The 20,907-nt window shown below is 71.0% G+C and carries 20 protein-coding genes; 7 read left to right on the top strand and 13 right to left on the bottom strand.

Going from position 1 to position 20,907, the window contains the following annotated elements; genetic code table 11:
* Positions 1–126: 126 nt before the first annotated feature.
* The 5 genes from KY5_RS25305 to KY5_RS25285 all read right to left on the bottom strand — a co-directional run bounded on the left by KY5_RS25305 (position 127) and on the right by KY5_RS25285 (position 4,843).
* A complete protein-coding gene (locus KY5_RS25305) occupies positions 127–1,116 on the bottom strand; it encodes a Rieske 2Fe-2S domain-containing protein (RefSeq protein WP_098244370.1) in 990 nt (329 codons plus the stop codon).
* Positions 1,113–2,180: a polyprenyl synthetase family protein gene (locus KY5_RS25300; protein WP_234362857.1), complete on the bottom strand. Its 1,068-nt coding sequence runs from the start codon at positions 2,178–2,180 to the stop codon at positions 1,113–1,115. The genes KY5_RS25305 and KY5_RS25300 overlap by 4 nt, the downstream gene beginning before the upstream one ends.
* Positions 2,181–2,245: 65 nt before the next feature.
* A complete protein-coding gene (locus tag KY5_RS25295; protein ID WP_098244369.1) occupies positions 2,246–2,773 on the bottom strand; it encodes a flavodoxin-dependent (E)-4-hydroxy-3-methylbut-2-enyl-diphosphate synthase in 528 nt (175 codons plus the stop codon).
* Between the two features lie 423 nt (positions 2,774–3,196).
* Positions 3,197–3,823 carry an RNA polymerase sigma factor gene (locus KY5_RS25290; protein ID WP_098244368.1) on the bottom strand — a complete coding sequence of 209 codons (627 nt, stop codon included), beginning with the start codon at positions 3,821–3,823 and terminating at the stop codon, positions 3,197–3,199.
* A 156-nt stretch (positions 3,824–3,979) separates the two neighbouring features.
* Positions 3,980–4,843: a hypothetical protein gene (locus KY5_RS25285; protein WP_159072595.1), complete on the bottom strand. Its 864-nt coding sequence runs from the start codon at positions 4,841–4,843 to the stop codon at positions 3,980–3,982.
* A gap of 350 nt (positions 4,844–5,193) precedes the next feature.
* On the opposite strand from KY5_RS25285, the gene KY5_RS25280 reads away from it, so the two are divergent.
* Positions 5,194–6,543 carry an FG-GAP-like repeat-containing protein gene (locus KY5_RS25280; RefSeq protein WP_098247472.1) on the top strand — a complete coding sequence of 450 codons (1,350 nt, stop codon included), beginning with the start codon at positions 5,194–5,196 and terminating at the stop codon, positions 6,541–6,543.
* A gap of 25 nt (positions 6,544–6,568) precedes the next feature.
* Here the strand turns inward: KY5_RS25280 and KY5_RS25275 are convergent, their stop codons facing one another.
* The 4 genes from KY5_RS25275 to KY5_RS25260 form a co-directional block, all read right to left on the bottom strand.
* Entirely contained in the window at positions 6,569–8,167 is a 1,599-nt protein-coding gene (locus KY5_RS25275; protein ID WP_234362856.1) for an amino acid ABC transporter substrate-binding protein, read from the bottom strand.
* Between the two features lie 35 nt (positions 8,168–8,202).
* On the bottom strand, positions 8,203–10,413 hold the full coding sequence (locus KY5_RS25270) for a hypothetical protein (RefSeq protein ID WP_098244366.1): 2,211 nt from the start codon (positions 10,411–10,413) through the stop codon (positions 8,203–8,205).
* A gap of 119 nt (positions 10,414–10,532) precedes the next feature.
* Positions 10,533–11,174: an RNA polymerase sigma factor gene (locus tag KY5_RS25265; protein ID WP_098244365.1), complete on the bottom strand. Its 642-nt coding sequence runs from the start codon at positions 11,172–11,174 to the stop codon at positions 10,533–10,535.
* A gap of 126 nt (positions 11,175–11,300) precedes the next feature.
* Positions 11,301–11,738 carry a hypothetical protein gene (locus KY5_RS25260; protein WP_199843228.1) on the bottom strand — a complete coding sequence of 146 codons (438 nt, stop codon included), beginning with the start codon at positions 11,736–11,738 and terminating at the stop codon, positions 11,301–11,303.
* Positions 11,739–12,016: 278 nt separating this feature from the next.
* Between KY5_RS25260 and KY5_RS25255 the strand changes: the two genes are divergently transcribed.
* Entirely contained in the window at positions 12,017–12,538 is a 522-nt protein-coding gene (locus tag KY5_RS25255) for a hypothetical protein (protein WP_234362855.1), read from the top strand.
* 11 nt (positions 12,539–12,549) lie between these two features.
* Here KY5_RS25255 and KY5_RS25250 read toward each other — a convergent pair whose 3' ends face one another.
* The 4 genes from KY5_RS25250 to KY5_RS25235 all read right to left on the bottom strand — a co-directional run bounded on the left by KY5_RS25250 (position 12,550) and on the right by KY5_RS25235 (position 16,392).
* Positions 12,550–13,137, bottom strand: coding sequence for a hypothetical protein (locus tag KY5_RS25250; RefSeq protein WP_098244364.1), 588 nt, complete (start codon positions 13,135–13,137; stop codon positions 12,550–12,552).
* A gap of 71 nt (positions 13,138–13,208) precedes the next feature.
* The gene (locus tag KY5_RS25245; protein WP_098244363.1) at positions 13,209–13,715 is read right to left on the bottom strand and encodes a hypothetical protein; all 507 of its coding nucleotides are present in this window, start codon (positions 13,713–13,715) and stop codon (positions 13,209–13,211) included.
* A gap of 127 nt (positions 13,716–13,842) precedes the next feature.
* Positions 13,843–14,652 (bottom strand): DUF4328 domain-containing protein, encoded by an 810-nt coding sequence (locus KY5_RS25240; protein WP_234362854.1) that lies wholly within the window; start codon positions 14,650–14,652, stop codon positions 13,843–13,845.
* Between the two features lie 147 nt (positions 14,653–14,799).
* The gene (locus KY5_RS25235; protein WP_234362853.1) at positions 14,800–16,392 is read right to left on the bottom strand and encodes a beta-N-acetylhexosaminidase; all 1,593 of its coding nucleotides are present in this window, start codon (positions 16,390–16,392) and stop codon (positions 14,800–14,802) included.
* A gap of 255 nt (positions 16,393–16,647) precedes the next feature.
* Here KY5_RS25235 and KY5_RS25230 point away from each other — a divergent pair, with 255 nt between their 5' ends.
* The 5 genes from KY5_RS25230 to KY5_RS25210 all read left to right on the top strand — a co-directional run bounded on the left by KY5_RS25230 (position 16,648) and on the right by KY5_RS25210 (position 20,887).
* Positions 16,648–17,298, top strand: a complete 651-nt coding sequence (locus KY5_RS25230; RefSeq protein WP_418952814.1) for a 2-oxo-4-hydroxy-4-carboxy-5-ureidoimidazoline decarboxylase — start codon at positions 16,648–16,650, stop codon at positions 17,296–17,298.
* A gap of 168 nt (positions 17,299–17,466) precedes the next feature.
* Positions 17,467–17,847, top strand: a complete 381-nt coding sequence (sdhC, locus tag KY5_RS25225) for a succinate dehydrogenase, cytochrome b556 subunit (protein ID WP_079043698.1) — start codon at positions 17,467–17,469, stop codon at positions 17,845–17,847.
* Between the two features lie 7 nt (positions 17,848–17,854).
* Positions 17,855–18,346 (top strand): succinate dehydrogenase hydrophobic membrane anchor subunit, encoded by a 492-nt coding sequence (locus KY5_RS25220; protein WP_055550387.1) that lies wholly within the window; start codon positions 17,855–17,857, stop codon positions 18,344–18,346.
* A 16-nt stretch (positions 18,347–18,362) separates the two neighbouring features.
* Positions 18,363–20,117: a succinate dehydrogenase flavoprotein subunit gene (gene sdhA, locus KY5_RS25215; protein WP_098244360.1), complete on the top strand. Its 1,755-nt coding sequence runs from the start codon at positions 18,363–18,365 to the stop codon at positions 20,115–20,117.
* A complete protein-coding gene (locus KY5_RS25210; RefSeq protein WP_098244359.1) occupies positions 20,117–20,887 on the top strand; it encodes a succinate dehydrogenase iron-sulfur subunit in 771 nt (256 codons plus the stop codon). Before sdhA ends, KY5_RS25210 begins: the two co-directional genes overlap by 1 nt.
* The last annotated feature ends 20 nt before the right edge of the window (positions 20,888–20,907 follow it).

The following is a 20,907-nucleotide window of genomic DNA, read 5'->3' as shown; positions in this document are numbered from 1 at the left end:
CTTCCTCATCAGGTCGGGGAGTCGGCTCTACGGCCGACTCCGGGTGGTAGCCGATGGCAGGCGAGCACGTGTCGCCCCTGAACAGGTGCGGACGAGGCACCGGGGCCGGTTGTCCCGTGGCGGCGTTCAGGCGGCGGGCGGAGGATCCGGCTGCGGGGCGGCCTCGTCGAACTGCCTCATCCATCGTCGGAGCGCGGCGATGTCCTCCTCCCCCTTGGTCAAGTGCGCGTGCTCGGGGTAGACCCGGTGCGCCCAGATGAAGATGTCGCGTTTCATCTGGTGGGTGGCCCCCCAGTGGGCGAGGTGGCTGACGAGGCGGTCGGCCCCTTTGCGTGCTGCTCCCTTGAGGAAGGTGGTGGCATTGGCGTACGTCGCCACTCGCAGAACCGATGTCCCCTGGTCTGCCGGGGTCTGCGTGACGATCTCCAAGAGCCGGAAGGCGGTACGGGGCATCGTCACGTGGGCGTGGATGAGGCCGGTTCCCTCCGCGTTCAAGCTGGCGAGCGTGGGGTAGTTCACCCAGAATCCCGCAGCGTTGAGACGGATCGACATCACGTGCTTCTCAAAGACGGTAGGGGCGGTCCGCCGGGGCGCCTCCATGGTGTGCAGGGCGGCGAAGTGCTGGTAATCGGGAGCGTTCTCGACCATGTCGCGGGGGCTGGCACTGATCGTCGCTTCCCAGGTGACGGCGTAGGTGAACGGGGATCGGTCCAAGTGAAGGGGCGTCCAGGCAGGTTCGGTCTCGCTCACCCAGACGTAGATGAATCCGTTGTTCTCGTGCACCCGGTAGTGCTGGACGCTCGGACGGATGGGGGGAGCCCCCCAGGGAACCTCGACGCATCGCCCCTCGGGGTTGAACGCCAGGCCGTGGAAGGGACAACGGATGTTGTCTCCCTCCACCCGACCGTGCCCGAGGCTCGCCCCGAGGTGCGGGCAGACCGGGTTGATCGCGTGCACGACTCCGTCAGCGGTCCGGTACAAGGTCACCTTCTTCTCGCAGACGACGGTGTTGACGATCTGCTGGTGCTTCAGGTTCTTGGAGTGGGCTGCTGCGAACCAGGTCGCGTCGTAGCCCGAGTGCCGGTCTCCGTTTCCTGAGCGAACGGCTGCGGTCATGACGTCCTCCACACCGTCTTGTCTGCGAGGCTGCGCAGTTGGTGGTGCACCTCGCGGGGCAGGGAGAGGCCCTCGAGGGCGGCCAGGGCCTGCTCGTAGCGGTTAGTGATCATGTGCTCGACGGCCTGGTCCGCGCCGGTGGCCCGCAGGACGGCCCGCACGGTGTCGGTGTCGTCCTCGTCCAGGCGGGCATTGCCGTACAGAGTGCGCAGCAGCCGTGCCTGGGTGTCGTCCGCGGCCTTCAGGGCGAAGGAGATGAGCACGGTGTGTTTGCCCTCGCGCAGGTCATCGAAGGTGGGCTTGCCGGTCTCGGCTTGATGGCCGAAGACCCCCAGCAGGTCGTCGCGGAGCTGGAAGGCTTCACCCAGCGGCAGCGCGAACGCGCTCAGTGCGTCCAGGAAGCGGGCATCGGCTCCGGCGAGGGCGGCACCGATGTGCAAGGGCCGCTCGCAGGTGTACTTGGCGGTCTTGTACCGGATGATCGCCAGCGCCGGGCCGGTGTCAGGGGAGGGGCGTCCGGTGGAGATCAGGTCCAGGTACTGGCCGTGCAGCACCTCCCCCCGCATCAGGTCGATGAGCGGCGCCACCTGTTCGAGCTGGGCCGGGCCGAGGCCGGTGTCCGGGGCACGGAGGAGTTCGTCGGACCACAGCAGGGCGAGGTCGCCGGCCAGGATGGCCGCGCTGGTGCCGATGTCCTTGGCCAGAACAGCGTCGTGGCCCGCACGGTGACGTGCAGCCAGCGCGCGGTGGACGGTAGGCCGTCCGCGGCGGGTGTCGGAGTGGTCCATGATGTCGTCGTGGATGAGGCAGAAGGCGTGAAACATCTCCAGAGCCGCGCCCACCTGAACCGCCTGCGCCAGGCCGCCCCCGCTGCTGCTGCCGGTGGTGTGCCAGCCCAGCACGCACAGCAGCGGGCGCAGGCGTTTACCGCCGGCCGCCAGAAAGTCATCCAGTGCCTGGGGGGCCTCGACAGGCAGCCCCTGTTCGCGAGCCGCGGCCTTCTTGTGGTGGATGAACGCGCCCAGAACCGCGTCGACCTGATGACGTATCCGGGCCGGGTCCAACGGGTCAGGGCAGGAGAGCATGGAGGGCAAGGGCTGGAGGGAGGGAGGCAGTGATCCGTTGACGGTCATGTCTGTTCACCGGCTTCACTGGAGTTGACCATCCTTCTTGGTGTGCTGCCGCTACTCGTGTCGGGCAGGCGGGACGCTCCGCCCAGTTGCGTCTCGACGAACGCTGATGCGGGGGCGGTGCGCAGCACTTCGCCGTGGCAGAAGACCTGTCCGTTGCCGTAGGAGACGCGCAGGGGGTGGGGGAAGCCGTCGAAGGCCGCCTCGACCTGGGAAACAGGTTTGTGGATGTCGGCCTGGAGGCGCGGGCGACCGCCGCGGCCGGGGCAGGCGGCGATCTCCAGCTTGCGAGGGCGCAGTCCCGGGGTCCGCGGGATGCGGCAGCCCGCCTTGACCTGTTCCACGGGGTCGGCCGAGAGGGAGACGCGGTTGGTGTCGCCGATGCCCTCCGCGACGAGGAACCGGCGGATCTCCCCGGCCAGCCCCGGCAACTGGTCCTCCGGCAGCGCACGCAGCGCCCCCGGGCCGACCACCCGCTTCAGCAGCGGCACCACCGGCACCACGCTGTCCGCCACGACCGTGGCCATCCCTCTGCTCCTCCCACCGGACGCGCCCTCTGCCGACCGTCGACCGTGCACCCCGGAAACCAGGTACACAGCACAAGGAAGCCGGCAGATCAGTGACGCTGTGACGCTGCACGTCGTTATTCATTTGCCCTGCCCCTGCACAACATGCCTGCTCACAGGGGGCTCGAAAGCATCCAACGAGGCAGGGGGGGGCGGAACAGAACATGGACATGGCATATCCCGTGCGGAAGCGCTCCTTCCGCACCACCACCGCCCCCCCTGCCCCGGGCGCCTGAAGGCGGCTTCACCGCCGCCTGGACCACACCGCCCAGCAGAGGACTCCGTGTGCGCCTCGATGAGGCTCGGCCTCGCCGCGTCTGTACGCCTGGCCCGACGGCCCGAGCCACCCGCTCCGCCATCACCCCCGCGCCCGGCGCGCGCCCTTCATCTCGACTCGCCCAGCGTGCCGGGCCCCTCATCCGCCGCGCCGTCGGGGCCGAGGCGCTCCCCGAGCCTGCGCAGTCCCCGGTGGGCGGCCGTCCGTACCGCTCCGGGCCGCTTGCCGAGGACCCGGGCCGTCGCGGGGCCGTCGAGGCCGACGACCACCCGCAGCAGGACGGCCTCCGCCTGGTCGCGGGGCAGTTCGCCGATCAGGTCGAGCACCCGTCGGGTCGAGATCGCCTCGAGGGCCTGTTCGGGGGTGTCGTGCGGGCCCGGCAGTTCGAGCAGGTCCTGTTCCGGGGCTGCGGGGCGCGGCCGGGTCCGCTGTCGGCGCAGGTGGTCGAAGGCCCGGTGCCTGGCGATCGTCGCGGTCCAGCCGCGGAATCCGGCGCCGTCCCCGCGGAAGCGCCCCAGGTCCCTGGCGATCTCCAGCCAGGCCTCGGCCGCCACGTCCTCCGCGGTCTCCCCCTCGGTGCCGACCAGGCCGCGCAGATAGCCGACGAGCCCGGGCTGGACGAGCCGGTAGGCGATGGCGAAGGCGGCCTCGTCGCCCTGCTGTGCCGCCGCGATCGCTCTGCCCAGTTCCTCGTCGTGCGCCCGCGCGCGACGGGATCTCCCACCCTGGCCCAACGCTTTCCCATCCGGCCGACGCGGCACGGTTCACCGTGCCCGTGCCCCCCCCACGGTCACCAGCGTCCCCCGGCACGGAAGTGTCACAGCGCGGGAGGGCACGGCCATCGGCGCGGGCCGCACGGTCCTGGCGGCGGGTCCCCCGGCGTACGCGCCTCACACCTCGAAGAGCGAGCCGCCGCCGGTACCTCCCGAGACCTCCGAGATGTCGATGGTCTGCGCCGCCGCGGGGGCCACCGCCTCGACCGGCTCGTCGTAGTCGGACATCCGCATCCTCATCGTCTCGCCGTTCTCCGCCGCCTCCAGGCCGAGGACGTACGGCTTGCCGTGCGCGGCCACGTACACGGTCGTCTCCCCGTTGCCGTGCTCGACGAGCGGAATGACGTCCTCGCCGTAACGCCGGGTCGGACCCTGGGCCTTGATGACGTCGTCCGGACCGGGGCCGCCCGGCATCTGCCTGGTGATCTTGTCGAGGTCGCAGCTGTCCACCGGCATCGCGGCGGAGCCGACGGCTCCGCCCGTCGGGATCTTCAGGTACTTCCCGCGCGCCAGCGCCGTCCGCTCGCGGGCCCGCGCGGCGATCTCCGGGCCCCGCCGGATCGCCAGCTCGCGGATCTCCTGGAGGGACCGGTCGCTGAACCGCACGTAGGTCGCCCGGCCCTCGATCATGATGAGGTCGCCGCGCTGCGTGGGGCCCGCGTCGAACGTGCCCGTGCAGTTGCTGTCGCGGTCCATGTGCAGGGAGACCTTCTGGCGGCCCCGCGCGCTGGTCCTGTCGACTGCGAGGCGCAGCGATCCCACGTCCTTGAACAGGCCCATGGCCTCGACGGAGATTTCCTTGCCGCGCCGCTCGTTCTCGGGCGTGACCTTTTCGAGGGTGCCCCCGGAGTAGCTCACCGCGCGGTCGTGGGTGCCGCAGGACGTGAGGACGCCCGCCACCGCGCCCACCGCGAGCGAGAGCGCGGCCGCCCGCACCCACCGTCTTCCCGTCCCTGTCCCCGTCCCCGTACGCCCGTACACGTGACTCCCCACCCACAGACATTTCACAGCGTCACACCTCTCACATGACCCAGCGCACCCGCCCGCCCCGCTGTCACACCTGTGGCGTGCGGGATACGTCACGCGACAAATCGCCCGCACTCCTACAACCCTTTCCCTCTTCGGCCGGTCGTACGGACTCGCTTGGTTCACCTGGAATTCGTTGAGGGGTGGGGTAATTGAGGCCGCGCGGAGCACGTGAGGAAGCCCGTGGAAGCACCCGCGGAAGAGCCCGTTCCACGCATGCGTACAGACCGCTGGGTCTGCGGCGCAGGGCGTGGCTGACGATCGGCGCCGTCGTGCTGGGGGGCGCGGGCACGGTACCGTACGCGATGGCGGAGCCCGGCGCGGGCAAGAACTCCGCGATACCCACCGGGGACTTCAACCGCGACGGCATCACCGACCTGATCGCGGGCACCCCCAAGGCGTCGTCGAGCCGCGGCCGCGTCACGGTCGTGCCCGGCGGCCTCGAAGGGCCCGTGGCCGCCTCGAAGATCTCCCTCACGCAGGCCAGTGAGGGCGTGCCCGGCGCGTCGGAGACCGGCGACGACTGGGGCGCGGCGACCGCGTGGGGCGACCTGAACGCCGACGGCTACGCCGACCTCGTGATCGGCGCGCCCGGCGAGGACGACGCGGCGGGCAACACCGACCGCGGCGCGGTCACCATGCTCTACGGCCCGAAGTTCACCTCCGGCACGGACATGCAGCTGGCGGACGACTTCCACTACAAGGGCGCCAGGTTCGGCTCTGCGGTCGCCTCCGGCGACTTCAACGCGGACGGCAAGGCGGACGTGTTCGCCACCGCGACGGGCACGGGCGGCTCGTGGGCCGCGCGGCTCGACCCCGAACACGAGTCGGGCGGCAGCCTCACCTCGGGCGACACGGCCATCGCGTACGCCGACGCGGCGTCCGGCGACTTCAACCGCGACGGCTACGCGGACGTCGCCCTCACCTACCGCGACCAGGCGGGCAAGGGCAAGGTCGCCTGGTTCAGGGGCGGCCGCTCGGGCCTGAGCCGGGTCGGCGTCCTGTCCGTGCCCGGCGGCCGCTCGGTCGCCGTGGGCGACGTCAACGGCAACGGCTACGACGACCTGGTCATCGGCCAGCCGTACACCGCCGAGTCGGGCGCGCACGCGGGCGGCCAGGTGACGGTGGTGCCCGGCACGTCGACGGGCCTCACGTCGACCGGCGCGAAGACCGTCCACCAGGCCACGTCCGGCGTCCCCGGCGCGGCGGAGGCGGGCGACGCGATGGGCTGGTCGGTCGCGGCGGGCGACTACAACGCCGACGGCTACGCGGACGTCCTGACCGGCGCGCCCGGCGAGGACATCACCCGCTCGGGCACCGCCCGCGAGGACGCGGGCACCTCCCTCCTCCTGAAGGGCTCCTCGTCCGGCCTCACCGGCACGGGCGCGAAGGCCTTCTCGCAGGACGAGCCCGGCGTCCCCGGCTCCACGGAGACCGGCGACCGCCTCGGCTCGTCGGCGACCCTGGCGCACCTCTCCGGCTCCGCCCGCGCGGACCTGGCCATCGGCGTGGAGGGCGAGGACGCGGGCGACGGCACGATCCTCCAGCTGGACAGCGGCAGTTCGGGCGTGCCGGGGTCCAGCGGCGTCTATTACGGGCGTACGGATCTTGGGACTCCTGCCGGGGCGCGGCTGGGGCAGGCGCTGACGCCGTGACGCGGCAGGCCGGGTGCCCGGCGGATCACCCCGTTCCGCTGGGCACCCGGCAGTCCGCGGGCTGCGGCTTGCCCTTGGGCCATCCGATGCCCACGAACTCCAACTTCTTCGTGGTCGGGTTCAGTTCGACCACCGCCACCGGCTTGTCGTAGGCGTTGCCCGCGTTGGTGAGGCAGATCAGGCCGCTGGTCCCCACGACCCGGTTGGTCGCCTCGATCCGCTGCCACATGTCGGAGACCCGCTTCAGGGGCGGCACCGTGCCCTCGGTCTGGGCGTTGGCGAGCAGGACGGCCTTGGCGATGGTGCGGACGCCGTCGTGCACCAGCATGGTGCGGGAGTCGTCCAGGCGGACGTCGCCGATGTGGCCCGCGGATCCCCTGCCGATCAGGAGGCGCAGCTCGCGCAACTCCTTCTGGGGCTCGGTGAAGTAGTCGGGCCGCTTCTTCGCCGCGCCCTCGCGGCCGAGCTCCGTGTCCCAGGCCGCGGGGTGCCCCGGGGCGGCGTACTGCACCGTGACGATGGGCTCCTTGCTGTCGCCGCCGCGCAGCTTCGCCCAGTCGTCGCCCTTCATGTAGCGGTTGAGCGTGGCCGAGCCCGAGCCGCTGACGATCGTGTACTTCTTGCCCTTGCACTGCACGTCGGCCAGTTTCAGGGCGAAGAGCCGCAGGTGTACGGGGCGGCCCGCGAAGTAGACGTAGCGCGCGGAGGACTGGCAGATGTTCTGGGCGATGAGGGTGAAGTCGTTGCCCGTGTCCCCCGGGTCGGTGATCGAGGGGGATTCGAACGGCTGGTCCTTGGGACCCGGAGGGCCCGGTTCCGTACGACTGAAGGCCTTGGCGAGCGAGTCGTTGTAGATGTCGTGCGGCCGCGTGTCCTTGACCAGGACGGTGTCCTCGTCCTTGAGCCTGCCGTGGAAGCTGGCCAGCGCGTCCGCCTGCTGGCGGTTGGTCGGGATGATGCGGGCGAGGCCGGGATAGGGGACCTTGCCGGTGCTCTTCTCCGGGTTGGCGAGTTCGTCCGCGCTCACCCGGCTCGCGAGGACCGGGATGTGCAGTTCGTTGGTCAGGCGCGAGATGGCCTTCTCCGTGGCGTCCAGGCTCAGGTTGAAGCCGGTGACGGCGCGGAGGTTGTCGCTCTTGTCCCTGGACATCTCACCCAACTGGTCGACGACCGCGGCCTGTTGGGCGTACCCGTCACCGGGATTGGCGAGCACGAGGCGCATCAGCGGGGTGCTCTCGTTGCGATTGGACCGGTACTGCGCGAGATAGGCCCCCTGGATCTCGCTGCGCAACTGCACGCGCTCGGCGGCGATGTCGGGCTGCAACGGCAGCATCAGGGCCACGGTGACATGGGGCTTGTCGCCGACGAACTTCTCGTTCTCCTTGGCGATCGCCCGCGCGACCTCCCTGATCTCCGGCGTACCGAAGTCGTAGCCGGAGCCGTTGACGCCTATGCACTCGCCGCCGTGCTTCTCGACGCCGGAGGCGCAGCTCTCGGGTGCGCCGATGGGCGGCAGGAACACCCACAGGAGCACGCCCGCGGCCGCGAGGCCGAGCAGCGTGAGGATCCTGCGCATCCAGTTGGCCCAGAACGTGTTGTACAGCCAGTTCCCGAACTGCCTCAACGCTGCCCCTCCCTCTCCGTCGTCCTCCGTGCGGGTCAGCCGAACCCGATGTGTTCCGTGCACACGCACCGTTGCAGCGGCTGCTTGTCCTCGGCGCGATCGCCCCAGTCGCGGGCCATGCGGATGAGCAGCGCGGCGCCGTCCGCCGCCCTCGCCACGTCCGCGCCCTCGGGGCCCTGGTCGCGCACCGCCTCGTCGGCGATCTTCGACAGCTCCTCGCTGAGCTCGCGCAGCGGCCCGCGCAGCACCGTCGGCACGGTCTCCTCCAGCGGCTGGATGCGGTCCTCGGTGAGCCACACCGCGTGCAGCAGCCGGTCGACCCTGCGGCGCAGGGTGTCGCCGCGCACCTGCGTCTCGCCGAGGGCGCGCGCGTAGCGGTCGTCGTCCGCGCCGATCAGCGCGGCGTCCGCGACGGCGAGGAGTTCCTCGCACCACTCGGCGGCGGGCCGGGTCAGGAAGGTCCCCGCCAGGTACCGCGTGACGAGGTCCGCGCCGTCGGAGGCGAGGAGGTGGTGCATGCGGTGCGCGCCCGCGGTCACGAACAGCGCGTCGGCGTGGTGGTCGCCGAGGTCCCGGTAGTGGCCCTGGAGCAGCGCGTGGTCCGCGTGCCAGGCCGCGCCGCCGTCGCGCAGCCGGTACAGGCGCCGGGTGAGCAGGCGGCGCAGGCCGAGGTCGCCGATGAAGTGCCGGGGGCAGCGGGGCCAGCCGGTGTCCTCCAGGAGTTCGGCGATGCGGTAGGCGTTGAGGCGTTCGCTGCGGTCCTCCTGGACGGCGCGCACCAGGGTCTGGGCGCACTCCACGTCGTGCGCCACCGACAGGTGGGTGAGCAGGTCGAGCCAGTGGCCTCGGTGTTCGGGCGGCAGCTCCTCGGGGAGTTCGCGGCCGACGAGTTCATCGACGAGTACGTCGGCCACCGGGCGGTCGGCGACGGGGCGGCCCTGTTCGTCCTCGCCCGCGGGCACCCGGGCGTCCAGGATCGCCCAGTCGGTGCACTCCTCGGGCGTGGGGAACGACGCCGCCGCGGTCGCCTCGCCGAGCCGCGTCACGAACAGCGGGCGGCCGCCGCTCAGCCGGTGCACACCGCTGTGGATGCGCAGGCGTACGGCGTTGTCGGGCTGCTCCCTGCCGCCCCTGAGCCTGCTGAGCTCGTCCTTCTGCTGGTCGCGGGTGAGCACGGGCATCCGTACGCGCAGCACGCCGCGCCACAGCGGCGCGTGGTCGGGGACGGCGTCCGGCGGGCGGCTCCACGCGGGCAGCGCGCCCATGAAGGGCCGCCACGTGGCCATGTCGTCGTGGTCGCTGCCCGCCCTGTGCAGGAAGCGGCCACCGTCCTCGCGCCGGGCGGTCGCGATGATCACGAGCCGGTCGTGGTGCCCCCGCTCCCGGTCCTCGAGAACGGGCTTCAGCAGGCGCCTGCCCAGCGCGCCGTCCGCGTGGTCGAGGAGCAGCGCGGGCCGTCCCACGCGCGTCAACTGGCCGCGTACGTTGCCGTACGCGGCGTCGATGTCCTGCCGCAGTGCCCGCAGGAGGAACCCCTCGGCGATCCGCCGCGCCTCCCCGCCCTGCTGGAAGTCGTCGGCGAGCGACCGCAGCCCGACCAGCGGCTGACCGCCCGCGCCGGGGTAGTCCCCGTAGCAAGCCGTCAGCGCGGCCCTGCCCTCCTTGGAGGTGCGGGCGAGGAGCCCGTCGAGGAGCGCGTTGATGAACGGCCCGACCAGCGGATGGGTGACGAGCCCCAGCAGGAAGCCCACGTAGTTCTTGGCCGTGCCCTTCAGCACGCCGCGCCAGAAGGAACCGGGCGGCAGCAGACCATCGAGCCGGCCCACCTCGTCCACCAGGCGCGTCGCGGGGGCGAGCGGGTCGCTCGCCGCCACGGCCGCGAGGCCCGCGTAGAGCCGTGGCACGGGTATCCCGCCGCCGTCACCGCGCCAGTCGACGTACTGCGAGGCGATCTTGCCGAGCACCTCGGTCACTTCCGACCGGCTCCGCGGCCGCTCCTCCGCCTGCTCCCGGCACCCTGTCAGGGCGCAGTCGACGTACGCGGTGGGCACGCGCGGCCCGAACCGCCCCCGCACACACCGCAGGAGCCGCCCCTTCCCCATCCCCGGCCCGCCCACGAGCAGCACCACGGGCAGGTCGTCCCCGTAGAGCAGATCCCGCCTCCGCCCGGCCGCCGTCCTGCCGAGCAGCCGAGCGATCAAGCCGCCGTCGGCCAGCAGCTCATCGAATCCCAGTTCCTCAGGCACGGGCCTCTCCGCGGCCGTGAGTGGCCAGATCGCTGAATGATGGCTCGTCAGGCTAACGAGACGCATGAGGCTTTGGGGAGAGTTTCGATGAGCTCGTGACATCCGGCCGGAAACCGCTCTCAGCAGGCCGCCCGTCTCACCCTGCGCACCGCGTACTCGCCCCCGGCGGCGCGCCGCCGCGTCGGCGCCTCGGCGTCCAACTCCCCCGCCAGGCGCCGGAGTCCGCGGAACGCCGCCGACCGCACCGCCGACGGCCGCTTGCCCAGGACGCGGGCGGCCGCGGGGGCGTCGAGGCCCACCACGACGCGCAGCAGCACCGCCTCGCCCTGGTCCGGGGGCAGCGCGCTCACCAGTCGCAGCACGTGCGCGGTGGAGAGTGCCTCGAGGACCTGGCCCGCGGTGTCGTCCGTGCCGGGCAGGTCGAACACCTCCTGCGAAAGGTGCGCGGGGCGCGGCCTGCTGCGCTGCCGCCGCAGGTGGTCGATCGCCCGGTGGCGCGCGACGGTCGCGGTCCACCGGCGGAACTCGCCGCCGCCCCCGCGGAACCGGTGCAGGTCGCGGACGATCTGCAGCCAGGTCTCGGACGCGACGTCCTCGGCGTCCTCGCGCACGAGTCCGCGCAGGTACCGGAGGAGTCCCGGATGAACACAGCGGTACACCACGGCGAAGGCCGCCTCGTCCCCCGCCCCGGCGGCCACCAGGGCCCGCGTCAACTCCTCGTCACTGCCCGCCGCATGGCGATGTACCCCACCCTGCCCCACGCTCTCCTCTTCACCCCGCCGACACCGCCCACCGTGCCCGTGCCCTGCCGCGCGCCTCGCCCGGCGGCTCACTCTGCCGCAGTCACCCAAAACAAAAGAAGACTCAATAAACCAACGACGGCCAATTCACGCCGCGTGCCCGACCCGTCCGGGCAGCGTCAGATAGAAGATCTGCAACGAGGATTCGGATCCATCCATTCCGCCGCGCTCAAGGCAATTGACGACCTTCCCCAAGGGGTTCCACACCCGACCGTCCGGCATTCGGACACCGACGGACTGCCCGAAGAATTCCCGCTGTTCCTTGTCGAGGTCGATCCACATGGCACCCGCACGCCGCACGAGGACTTCCCCGACATAGGCCCCGAGCCCGAACAACGCCCCCGCGATCTCACTCCGCTCACGGCCGCCCTTGCGCAGCCCTTCGATGAGGAAGTCGACCACGCGGAGGCTGGCGACGGAGAAATCGAGCGGCAGCCGATTCCGCGAAGTCACCTGCGCCACGAACCCCCGGGCCCGCCCCCGCATCTCCGCGGCTCTCGGCACCTGTCTGCCCTCATCGTCCATGACGTCCGCTCCTACGACTCGGTGATCGGGAGAGCGCGCGACGCACCCTCCCCCTACCCAGCGGAAGCCACTGCTCTGCTGTGACGGGCTCCCGGCATGCCGCTTCTCACAAGACCAACTGCCTTACGCCGTGAGCTCTGTTAGAGCTGACATGACGGATAATCACCCACTACGTCCGCTATCTTCCCCGCCTGGTGAACGGCGGCCCGGATGTTGTATAACCGGGCCGATTTGCGGGGTCGGCCGCCACCGGCCCCTCACGCGCATGGGGTGGGGAAATGAAGAAGGAGATCGCGGCCGAAGCGGGGAAGGATTTCGGCACGGTGGCCGGAATCGAGGAAACGGGGGAAACGGTCGTCCCGGAAAGCGAGGTCGAAGGAGAGGTGGTCGGCGAGATATCCGACCGGCGCGTCGTGTCCGTCGGCGCCGCGCTGTTCGCCCTCTGCGCCGCGTTCATCGTCTACGGCGCCCTCGACGAGGACGAGCCGGAGCGACGACGCCCCGCCCCCACCGCGTCGGTGACGTACCGCGTCACCGGCACGGGCGAGGCCGGAATCTCGTACGTGGCCGGGGGCGCGAAGGGCGACGCCACGGTGGAGGACGGTGTCGACCTGCCCTGGCACAAGACCGTGCGCGTACCGCTCGGTGAGGACCCGGCCGTCAGCATCCGGCTCGGGAAGGAAGGCGGGGAGGCGAGCTGCGTGCTCGCGATCGGCGGCGAACACCGGCGCCGCGCCACCGCGTCCGGCGCCTACGGACGGGCCACCTGCACGGCCGACCTGCCGGCGAAGCGGAACTGACGTACTACCCGCTACCCACGCCCCCGCGCCCGCCGCGAGACCACCGCCCGCAGCACCCGGCGTCCCTCCATGGACACGTCCAGGGCCTGTCGCAGTCCGCCCGCCGGGCCCGCGCCCCGGTTCGCGAGGAGCTCCAGGATCCTTATCTGGCGGCGCAGCTCGGCCGCGACGAGCGGCGACATGCTGTCCGTGCGACCCTCGCGGCGCGCCCGCACCGACCGGCCCGCGCCGTCCGGCGCGGTGTCCAGGAGCCGGTGCACCTGGAGCGCGGCGACGGAGCAGCCGTCCGCCCACTCCCGCACCTCGGCACCGCGCTGCGCGCCGGGCACGGCGTCGAGCATGCGCCGGGCGAGCGCCACGGCCTCGCCCGACGCCCCCATCGCCCCCGTCGCCCCGGACGGCTGCGCCGGGGGACCGAGCGCCTCGCGCGCGTCGGCGAGCGGCCCGCCCCAGTCGCCGCCGTCGGCGAGGCTCGCCCACAGCGGGCGCAGCAGGTCGTCGTCCGCGCCGAGTACCGGCACGCACCGGTCGAGGCAGGCGAGGCCGCTGGCCGCGAGACCCCTCTCGTCGGCCTGCGCGATCAGCTCCACCAGGCTCATGCTGTACGTCTCCCGTCCCGGACCCTGCACTGCCCCTTACTGCGTGCACTGCCCCGGGAACGTCACTGCCGTCACTGCGGCACGACACCGAGCCGGTCGAGGAGGCGGAAGAAGAGTTCCTCCGCCGAGGGTTCGGCCTCCGCGTTCAGCACGTCGAGCAGGGGCGCCTTCCGCGCCGTACGGCCCGCCTCGGCGGCCCAGGCCACCGCGCGTTCGGCGGCGTCGCGCGGTTCGAGGAAGTAGTCCTCGACGGTCAGCCCGCCGTCGCCGAGGTATCCGGCCATCGCGCGGCGCGCCAGACAGGTGGTCCAGGCCCCGCTCTCCGGCGCCGACGCCTCGATGACGACGCAGTCGCTGTCCATGACGTATCCGAAGAGCGCGGGCGCGCCCGTCTCCAGGGCCAGCGTGTTCATGTTGCCGACGTCGCGCGTGCCGTCGCCGCCCGGGACCTCCCACACCTGCCAGCCGTCGTCGCGCCGCACCAGGAGGCTGAGGTCCTCGCGGACGCTCGCCACCGCCGAGAGCTCCGCGAGCGGCTGCTCGCTCCTGCCCACGACGTAGTACCCCCAGTAGCCCATCGCCGTACCCCCGCTGTGCTCCGTGCTGCCCCGTTCCGCCTTCTTCGGGCGAATACACCACAGGCGTGGGCGAGTTCGCCACCAAAAAGGAGAAACCAAACAAGAACGCAAAGAACAGAAGTGCTCGCTAACCGTGCAGGCCGCCCAGCGGAAAGCCGCCCGGCACGACCCCGGGACCCGACCGCGCCTTCTGGTCCTGCCTGCGCGTGAGGCGGTGCACGAAGAGGATCGCGAGGACCGCGGCCGCGATGTCGAGCGCGTCCGACACCATCATCCCGGTGAGGGCGGAGTTGATCTCCTCGGGCTCCTCCGCCGCCGAGTAGCGCCGCCCCGCGTAGCGGCCCGCGAGGAGGCTCACCAGCCACAGCGTCCACCAGGCGTTGATCAGCCAGGGCGTCTCGCGCTCCGCCGGCGCCTCCAGGCTCTTGGAGCGGTCGCCGCTCGCGTCCCAGATGTCGATGGCGATCCGGCGCGGGAACCACAGGTTCACCACGGGCACGAACCAACTGCCCACCGTCCAGCCGCGCGACTTGCTATGGATGTGCGGGTCGAACGCCTCCGCGTTCACGCGCACGCGGTGGAACCAGACGAGGAAGACGACGCAGGTCGCGACGAGCGCCACCAGTTGCACCCCACCGGCGGCGGAGTACAGCTTGTCGGCGTGCTCGGCGTCCCGTGCGATGTCGTCGCCGTACTCCCCCGAGATCAGGTCGTCCATCACGCCGCGCACCGCGGTGGCCGCCCACAGCGCGTACAGATCGGTGAGGACGACGACGCCGAGCAGCGCCATGGCCGCCCTGCCGAGCCCGACCGGCGAGCGCAACCAGGCGGCGGGACCGCCACCTGGCGCGGGCGCGGCCGCGGGCGGCGGCGCTTCATAGGCCGCCACCGTGACGCAGACGTCGCAGAGCCCCTCCGACGTCGTCGCCGTGTTCAACTGACATTCCTTGCACAGCATGGCCGAGCCACCCCCCACGGGTTCACGGACTTGGTCCGGTGTTCGAAGACCGCCCGCGTCCCTCCCCAGAGCGCGTACGACGGCCGCAGGACCTTACCCCATCAGGACGGGCCACCTCAGGACAGATCAGCCCGTCTCGTCCGCCAGCTTCACGAAGTCGGCCCAGGACCGCCCCGGATCGCGGGGGTCCCACAGCTTCTGCACCGTCGCCCGCAGCGGCATGCGGATGCCCCGCGCCACCTGCTCCTGGGTCTGCGAGCCCGCCAGGTCGCACCAGACGGCGAAGGTGCCGCCGAGGATCTGGTCGTCGTACTTCCTGTCCACCGGGCGGGTGCCGCGCAGCACCAGCGGGGTCCAGCTCTCGTAGATCCGCTGACCGGTCGGGTAGCGGAAGGTGTTGGGCTGGCCGAGCACGTAGTAGAGGTACTCGTCGTTGTAGTTGAGGAGCTTCCGCCCCGCGCGCAGGTACTCGACGGGCTCGCGCGCGCCGATCTCCTTGCCGGTCCAGTACGCCACTTCGAGGTCGTCGGCGGCCTGCTCGGTCCCGCCCCTGAAGAACCCGTCGTTCCAGGCCAGCGGCTTCTTGTCGAACGGGCGCACGGTGTCGGCCCGGTCGTTGAGCCAGCCCGTCGTGAGGTCCTGCACCCGCCCGTCGGGGCCGTACTCCTCACGGGCGGCCGCGGCCAGCCGCGGGTAGGAGCCCTCGGGGTCCCTGACCGTGAGGGCGCGGTACTCGTCGGCGCCGAGGTGCCAGTGGGCGCCGGGGAACAGCTCCGCGTACTCCTCCAGGAGATCGTCCACGATCTCCGCCGCGCCCGGCTCGGAGATGTCGACGGCACCCCGCGTGGCGATGCCCCGGGCGTCGCGGAGCTGGAGGGAGGGGTGCTGGCGGATGACCGCGCCGAGGTGGCCCGGCGAGTCGATCTCCGGCACGACGGTGATGTGACGACTTTCGGCCAGTTTCACGATGCCGCGGACCTGCGCCTTGGTCAGGTGGTCGGCGGAGACGATCTCGGGGTGCGAGTCGGACTCGACGCGGAACGCCTGGTCGTCGGAGAAGTGCAGCCCGAGCTCGTTGAACTTGAGGTCGCCGAGCTCCCTGACGCGGTCCTCGATCCACCCCACGTCGAAGTGCTTGCGGGCGATGTCCAGCATGAAGCCGCGCCGCTCCTTGGCCGGACGGTCCCGTACGACGCCCTCCGGAGCGGTCCGCTCGCCGCGCACCTCCTGCTTCAGGGTCCGCGTCCCGTAGAAGACGCCCGTGTCCGTGGGGGCCTCGATCCGCACCCGCCGGTTCTTCACGGAGAGCGTGTACGACTCCGGGCCCGCGCCCTCACCGGAGGTGAGCGCCAGCTCCACGTCACCCTGCCGGGCCGCGCCCTCACCGGCGTACTTCAGTTTCAGCTCACCGGCGAGCAGGCGGCCCTCGTCGGCGAGGTCCCCGTCGCGGACGACCACGCGGCCGGAGTCGGCGGGCCGCCACCCGGGCCCGCGCGCGGCGGTGTGCTCGCGCACGGCGGGGATGGTCTCGGGCGCCTTGGAGAGGGCGTAGCTCCTTTCGGGGCTCGGCGAGGCGGACGAGGCGGACTTCCCGTCCGAGGGCGGCGGATTCGCGGACCCCCCGCCTTCTCCGTCCCCACCGGGCCAGAAGGCCACGGCGAGCACAACGGCCCCGGCGACGACGGCACCCCCGGCGGCCACGACGGGCCCGCGCTTCACAACACACCCCCCGAAACGGGACGAAAGGGTGGGCTGGTGGGGGAAACCTGCCGCGAAGCGGCAGCACAGAACACCCCGTACGGCACCACACCACATGTCAGACCCATGGATCCACGCTACGACGCGCCCCCGCGAGAGACTCGTCCACACCACAAGTCGAAACTCTCCCGTACGGGTGAAATTCGCCCATCCATCGGACGTCTGTCACCACGCCTCGCTAGCGTGGCGACTCCCCCACACCGCACCGCCCCGCCCTTGCCGTCCCCTGCCCAGGAGCGCACGCTGCCCCCGCACCGTTCCCCTAGTCCCACCGGCCGCGCCGCCCTGCGTCACCTGAACTCCGCCACACCGGACGCGGCCGAGGCCGTCCTGCTCACCTGCTGCGGCAGCGGTTACTGGGCCCGGCAGGTCGCCGCCCACCGGCCCTACCCCGACCTGGACGCGCTGCTCGCCGCGGGCGACGAGGCGTCGTACGACCTGGCGCCCTCCGACCTCGCCGAGGCCCTGGCGAGCGAGCCCCTCGACCCGACGGTTCCCCACCAGGGATCCCGGGTCAGCACCTCCCTGGGCACCTACACCGCCGTCCACACCGCGCTGCGCGCCGCCCACGCCGCGTACGAGAGCCGTTTCGGGCACTCCTTCGTGATCTGTCTCGACGACGCCGCGCCGGACGAGGCCCTCGACCTGCTGCTCTCCGGCATCCGGTCACGCCTCGGCAACGATCCTGAGGACGAGCGCGTCATCGCCGCCGAGGAGCTGCGCAAGCTCGCCCGCGGCCGGATGGCGCGGCTGACCATGGCCCCGGCCAGCCACGACACGGACGCCACGTACGAGAGGAGCGCGGGACACGCCGCCGCGGAAACCCGCCCGCAATCGCGTCCCGATAGCCCGTACGTGCCTGTTTGATTGCCTGTTTGATCACACCGGCGGACCCGGGGCAGGTCCACCGACAAGTCGTCGATACGATGACGAGCGGCCGGTGGACCGTACCCGGCCGGGCTCGTCCGACAAACTGTGTCTCATCGGCAAAAAGATGGCGGCCGGCCCCAATCCCCGCTCCCGGAGGGTTCTTCCGTGCCGGCTGGAACGCTGTACCGCGGCCGGGAAGGCATGTGGTCATGGGTGGCTCACCGAGTCACCGGTGTCCTCATTTTCTTCTTCCTGTTCGTGCATGTCCTCGACACCGCTCTCGTCCGCGTCTCTCCGGAGGCGTACGACGATGTCGTGGCTACCTACAAGACGCCGATCGTCGCTCTCCTTGAGTACGGCCTGGTCGCCGCCATCCTCTTCCACGCGCTCAACGGCCTGCGCGTCATCGCCGTGGACTTCTGGTCGAAGGGTCCCCGCTTCCAGAAGCAGATGCTCTGGACCGTCGTCGGCATCTGGCTCGTCCTGATGGTCGGGGCGCTCTACCCCGTCCTCGGCCACGCCGTCCGCGAAGTCTTCGGGAGCTGACGCCAGAATGTCCGACACCACGCTTGAGAAGTCCGGAACGTCCGGGGTCGGCCCCGTCGAGGGCGTCTCGCTCTACGACGCCGACAACCCGGCCCCGGTCATCGAGGCCCCGCGCAAGCGGACCTCCAAGACCCCGCGCTCGACCCGCGGCAACTTCGAGATGGCCGCATGGCTCTTCATGCGCCTGTCCGGCGTCGTCCTGGTCGTCCTCGTCCTCGGCCACCTGCTGATCCAGCTGGTGCTCGACGGCGGTGTCTCGAAGATCGGCTTCGCGTTCGTCGCGGGTCGCTGGGCCTCGCCGTTCTGGCAGGTCTGGGACCTGCTGATGCTGTGGCTCGCGATGCTGCACGGCGCGAACGGCCTGCGCACGGTCATCAACGACTACGCGGAGCGCGCGAACACGCGCCTGTGGCTCAAGGGCCTGCTGTACACCGCCACGGTGTTCACCATCCTTCTGGGCACGCTGGTGATCTTCACCTTCGACCCGAACATCCGCTAAAGCCGAGGCGACTTCAGTGAAGATTCACAAGTACGACACCGTCATCGTCGGCGCGGGCGGCGCGGGCATGCGCGCCGCCATCGAGTCGACGAAGCGCAGCCGCACCGCCGTGCTCACCAAGCTCTACCCCACCCGCTCCCACACGGGCGCCGCGCAGGGCGGCATGGCCGCCGCGCTCGCCAACGTGGAGGAGGACAACTGGGAGTGGCACACCTTCGACACGATCAAGGGCGGTGACTACCTGGTCGACCAGGACGCCGCCGAGATCCTGGCGAAGGAGGCCATCGACGCGGTCCTCGACCTGGAGAAGATGGGCCTGCCGTTCAACCGCACGCCGGACGGCACCATCGACCAGCGCCGCTTCGGCGGCCACTCCCGCAACCACGGCGAGGCGCCGGTCCGCCGGTCCTGCTACGCCGCGGACCGCACGGGCCACATGATCCTCCAGACCCTCTACCAGAACTGCGTCAAGGAGGGTGTGGAGTTCTTCAACGAGTTCTACGTCCTCGACCAGATCATCGTGGAGGAGGACGGGGTCAAGAAGAGCGCGGGCGTCGTCGCCTACGAGCTGGCCACCGGCGAGATCCACATCTTCCAGGCGAAGGCCGTGGTCTACGCGTCCGGCGGCACCGGCAAGTTCTTCAAGGTGACCTCGAACGCGCACACCCTCACCGGTGACGGCCAGGCGGCCTGCTACCGGCGCGGCCTGCCGCTGGAGGACATGGAGTTCTTCCAGTTCCACCCGACCGGCATCTGGCGCATGGGCATCCTGCTGACGGAGGGCGCCCGCGGTGAGGGCGGCATCCTCCGCAACAAGGACGGCGAGCGCTTCATGGAGAAGTACGCGCCGGTCATGAAGGACCTCGCGTCCCGTGACGTCGTGTCCCGCTCCATCTACACGGAGATCCGTGAGGGCCGCGGCTGCGGTCCCGAGGGCGACCACGTCTACCTCGACCTCACGCACCTCCCGCCGGAGCAGCTGGACGCCAAGCTCCCGGACATCACCGAGTTCGCGCGGACCTACCTCGGCATCGAGCCCTACACGGACCCGATCCCGATCCAGCCGACCGCGCACTACGCCATGGGCGGCATCCCGACGAACGTCGAGGGCGAGGTCCTCGCGGACAACTCGACCGTCGTTCCCGGTCTGTACGCCGCCGGTGAGGTCGCCTGCGTCTCCGTGCACGGCGCCAACCGCCTGGGCACGAACTCGCTCCTGGACATCAACGTCTTCGGCCGTCGCGCGGGCATCGCCGCCGCCGAGTACTCCGCCAAGAACGACTTCGTCGAGCTTCCGGAGAACCCCGAGGACCTGGTCGTCGGCCTCGTCGAGCAGCTGCGCGACGCCACCGGCACCGAGCGGGTCGCCGACCTCCGCAAGGAGCTGCAGGAGACCATGGACGCCAACGTCATGGTGTTCCGCACGGAGCAGACGATCAAGACCGCGGTGGAGAAGATCGCGGAACTCCGCGGCCGCTACAAGAACGTCTCCATCCAGGACAAGGGCAAGCGGTTCAACACCGACCTCCTGGAGGCCATCGAGCTGGGCAACCTGCTCGACCTGGCCGAGGTCATGGCGCAGTCGGCCCTGGCCCGCAAGGAGTCCCGCGGCGGTCACTACCGCGAGGACTACCCGACCCGCGACGACGTCAACTTCATGCGCCACACCATGGCGTACCGCGAGGTCGCCGACGACGGCACGGACTCGATCCGGCTCGACTACAAGCCGGTCGTCCAGACCCGCTACCAGCCGATGGAGCGTAAGTACTGATGGCTACCCCCACCCTCGACAAGGAAGACGCCAAGCCCGAGGCGGGCTTCGCCGACTCCCCGTACATCACGATCACCCTGCGGGTCCGCCGCTTCAACCCCGAGGTCTCCGCGGACGCCACGTGGGAGGACTTCCCGCTGGAGATCGACCCGAAGGAGCGCGTCCTCGACGCCCTCCACAAGGTCAAGTGGGACCTGGACGGCACGCTGACGTTCCGCCGCTCCTGCGCGCACGGCATCTGCGGCTCGGACGCCATGCGCATCAACGGCAAGAACCGCCTGGCGTGCAAGACCCTGATCAAGGACGTCAACCCGGCCAAGCCGATCACGGTCGAGCCCATCAAGGGCCTGACGGTCCTGAAGGACCTGGTCGTCGACATGGACCCGTTCTTCCAGGCGTACCGCGACGTGATGCCGTTCCTGGTCACCAAGGGCAACGAGCCGACGCGTGAGCGTCTGCAGTCCGCCGAGGACCGCGAGCGCTTCGACGACACGACCAAGTGCATCCTGTGCGCCGCGTGCACGTCCTCGTGCCCGGTGTTCTGGAACGACGGCCAGTACTTCGGCCCGGCCGCGATCGTCAACGCGCACCGCTTCATCTTCGACTCGCGCGACGAGGCGGGCGAGCAGCGCCTGGAGATCCTCAACGACAAGGACGGCGTGTGGCGTTGCCGCACGACGTTCAACTGCACGGACGCCTGCCCGCGTGGCATCGAGGTCACCAAGGCGATCCAGGAGGTCAAGCGCGCGCTGATCACGCGTCGCTTCTGATCGGTCTCCGCCCGTACGAC

Source organism: Streptomyces formicae (assembly GCF_002556545.1).
Taxonomy (GTDB): domain Bacteria; phylum Actinomycetota; class Actinomycetes; order Streptomycetales; family Streptomycetaceae; genus Streptomyces; species Streptomyces formicae_A.
This window is presented reverse-complemented; position numbering and strand designations above follow the sequence as displayed.